Source organism: Microbacterium sp. Bi128, from assembly GCF_918698205.1.
In genome coordinates this window covers 1-3,158 of sequence record NZ_CAKKMM010000552.1, presented here as the reverse complement: position 1 = coordinate 3,158, position 3,158 = coordinate 1, and the positions used below count along the sequence as shown (strand labels likewise).

Annotated in this window: 4 protein-coding genes, 1 tRNA gene and 2 pseudogenes; 4 read left to right on the top strand and 3 right to left on the bottom strand. The window is 69.0% G+C overall.

The window, feature by feature from the left end:
• Positions 1 to 228: pseudogene (locus LQV45_RS22760) on the bottom strand (hypothetical protein); the annotation flags it as partial.
• Between the two features lie 142 nt (positions 229 to 370).
• Here LQV45_RS22760 and LQV45_RS22755 point away from each other — a divergent pair.
• From LQV45_RS22755 to LQV45_RS22740, 4 genes are all read left to right on the top strand, one after another.
• On the top strand, positions 371 to 811 hold the full coding sequence (locus tag LQV45_RS22755; RefSeq protein ID WP_230008940.1) for a hypothetical protein: 441 nt from the start codon (positions 371 to 373) through the stop codon (positions 809 to 811).
• A gap of 82 nt (positions 812 to 893) precedes the next feature.
• Positions 894 to 1,067 (top strand): hypothetical protein, encoded by a 174-nt coding sequence (locus LQV45_RS22750; RefSeq protein ID WP_171024188.1) that lies wholly within the window; start codon positions 894 to 896, stop codon positions 1,065 to 1,067.
• Positions 1,068 to 1,144: 77 nt separating this feature from the next.
• Positions 1,145 to 1,220: transfer RNA gene (locus LQV45_RS22745), tRNA-Arg, on the top strand.
• Between the two features lie 123 nt (positions 1,221 to 1,343).
• A complete protein-coding gene (locus LQV45_RS22740) occupies positions 1,344 to 1,631 on the top strand; it encodes a hypothetical protein (RefSeq protein WP_230008939.1) in 288 nt (95 codons plus the stop codon).
• 27 nt (positions 1,632 to 1,658) lie between these two features.
• On the opposite strand, the gene LQV45_RS22735 is transcribed toward LQV45_RS22740, so the two are convergent.
• Positions 1,659 to 2,765: an acyl-CoA desaturase gene (locus LQV45_RS22735; RefSeq protein ID WP_230008938.1), complete on the bottom strand. Its 1,107-nt coding sequence runs from the start codon at positions 2,763 to 2,765 to the stop codon at positions 1,659 to 1,661.
• Between the two features lie 40 nt (positions 2,766 to 2,805).
• A pseudogene (locus tag LQV45_RS22730) lies at positions 2,806 to 3,158 on the bottom strand (hypothetical protein); the annotation flags it as partial.

Below are 3,158 nucleotides of genomic sequence, written 5' to 3'. Positions count from 1 at the left end.
GAGATAGAGCAGCGTCATCCAGCCCGAATACCCGGCGACCTTGACGACGTAGATCGCGTTGACGATGGGGATGATCGCGAGCCACCCGGGGTAGCCCGCCTTCGTGAAGACGCGCCAGAGCGCGATCACCATGAGCACGTACACGGCGACGGCGATCAGCGAGTTGGTCCCGCTCAGCGCGAAGATCGAGGTCTGGTCGAAGATGTTGTTGGGCGAGGACGTCAGCATGCCGCTCATCGTAGAGGGTGCGCTCAGCCGACGCTCAGGGTTCTCGCCGCGACGGCGGATATCGGCGGGATGCCGGTGCCCCGGAGCCGCGGGAGGGCTACGCTCGCGGGATGACGCGCACGCTCGATCGCCCGGGGGCCCGATGACCCCGGACCGGAAGTTCGAGTGGGGCGGCCTGAGCGCCGGGCGCGCCGACTTCGTCACCGCCCCCGAGGCGCTGGCGACGCTCGACGCCCTCGTCCCCGAATACGACGATCTGTCGCCGGCGACGGGGCTGGACGACGGCGAAGCGTTCGTGCGTCTGTCGGCGGGGGAGCGCTGGGCGGTCGTCTCGACCCCGGGGACCCGGTGGTTCTCGGTGCGGGTGGATTCCGGTCACCGCGCCCGCCTCGACGACACCACCTCGACGCGCGCCGAGGCCGCGATGCTGCTGCAGACCTACGTCGCGGTGGGCGCGGCCTACGTCCGGGGGAGTACCACCGACTCGGGTGATCGCGTCACCGTCGCGGCCGACGGGCGCATCGTCGACCTCACCCTGCCGTTGCGTGCGCGCCTGCGCGCGTGGGCGGGGCGCCGTCGCTGAACCACTTCGCGCGCCGGGTCAACCCTCCGCGTCCTCGCACCCGGGTTTGCGAAGCTGGTCCTCCGCGAGGAAGGGATGATCCATGAGCGATCCTCAGAACACCGCACCGGCCGACGACTCCGAAGACCTCGGCGACGACCAGACGGTCGCCCCGAGCCAGACCAACGACGTCGACGAGCAGTCGAAGGCCCCCTCCGGCGACGACCCGGACGCCGATCACGAGGCCACGGGCATCGGGGTCATCGGCGACGAGTGATCGTCGCGTGAGGTGCCCGCGCCTGCGCCCCGCCGGGTCGGGCGCGGTGCCGGCGCGGTGCTAACCTTGACCGGTCCGCCTCCGTAGCTCAGGGGATAGAGCGTTGGTTTCCGGTACCAAAGGTCGCAGGTTCGATTCCTGTCGGGGGCACCAGTCGTGACACGGGGTCGCGGGTCGTCGAGACCCTGCGGCCCCTTTCTCGTGAAAGCGGGACCCGTTTTCCCGGGGAGCGCAACCCCCACGCTCGATCGGCGCGAACCGGCTTACGTTCGCCGCATGTCCGAGACGATGGAACGCACCAATGTGGAGATCAACGACAGCACCCTCGCGCTCGCGCAGAGCGAGAACGTCACCGAGCTGAAGCGGAACATCGTCGGCGCTCTGGGCGATGGAGGCGGTTTCGTCGATCTGACCGTCGTGGGCAACCGGATCGCCAGCGTGCTGTTCACGATCCACACCGCGGTGACGATCACCACCAGCACGGTCGAGTTCGACTCGCGCGACGACGGCGACAGCGAGGCCCCGTTCGGCTTCGGGACGATCGACGTCGACTACGCCGACTGACCCCACCCGCGGGGTGCGCCCGCCAGGCTAACGCCCGGCCGTGCCGACGATGGGCGGCCGGTTGCGCTGGTCCACGAGCGGACATGTGAACACGTCCCGTTCGCCCAGCCCCACGCGGTTGATGTATCGGACGACGATCGCGTAGGAGGCGAGCAACCCGGTCCGGGTATAGGGCACCCCGTGTGCGTGGCAGTAGGCCGACACGATAGGAGCGGCCTTGCGCAGGTGCGGGCGGGGCATGCTGGGGAACAGGTGATGCTCGATCTGATAGTTCAGACCTCCCATCGCCACGTCCAGCAACCGGGTGCCGGCGACATTGCGGCTCGTCATCACCTGGCGCCGGAGGAAGTCGATCCGGGCGTCCTCCGGGAGGATCGGCATCCCCTTGTGGTTGGGGGCGAACGACATGCCCATGCAGAAACCGAACACGCCGAGTTGCACGCCCAGGAAGGCGAACCCGATCCCGGGCGAGAGGATGACGAACACCAGTGCGGGGAAGCCCGCCAGTCGGATCGTGAGGAAGACGATCTCTACCCATCGGCGTGGCATCCGGCCTCGGGTGAAGACCTCCCGGACGCCCGATGCATGCAGGGACAGTCCCTCCAGCAGCAGGATCGGGAAGAAGAGCACTCCCTGGTGCGCCCGGACCCACGTCAGCCCGGTCCGTCGCGACGGTGCGCCGCCCGGCGCCACCACGATCACGGGGAGCTCGATGTCGGGGTCGGAACCCAGCGTGTTCGGCCGCGCGTGGTGCCGGGTGTGCTTGTGCTGCCACCAGCCGTAGCTCATCCCGACGAACAGATCGCCGAGGATGAGACTGATCCAGTCGTTCCAGGTGCCGGAAGTGAAGATCTGCCGGTGGGCGGCGTCGTGGCCGAGGAACGCGATCTGGGTGAACAGGATTCCGAGGAAGTCCGCGGTGACCAGTTGCCACCACGTGTCGCCGATGACCGTGAAGGCGACCAGCGCCACCCCGAGCACCGCCGGGAGTCCGATGATCCTCGTCCAGTAGTAGCCGTGCCGTCGACGCAGCAGACCGAGCTCGCGAATGGTCTTCGCGAGCTCGGTGAACTCGCTTCCGGTGGCGCGCCTCGTCGCGGTCGATCGGGGCGTCGTGGTGCGGAACTCGTTCATGGGGCGACCGGGCCTGCCGATGTCGGAGAAGGGCCGCGACTCAGTCGGACGGCGAGGAGGCGTGGAACGTGATGCGGCCGGCCTGCCGGATCACGTCGTCGGAGCGGGTGTGTTCGATGTCGGCGGCCGCCGCGGCGCGGTCGAAGGCCTGCGCTTGGTCCTGCCGTATGCGGCGCGAGATCTGGCCCAGGAGGTCGGCGAGCACCGTCGACAGGCCCCCCTCGAGTTCTTCGAGGTTCGAGTTCCCGATCTCGAGGCGTCGGTCGGAGACCCGCAGCGTGAGCCCCGGGTATCCCGCCGCGCTCAAAGCGTCGCGCGGCGCGGAGGAGTCGATCGCCTCGACTTCCTCGGGGAGCGGACGCCGCGTGAAGACGGCGACGACCTGGTAACGGT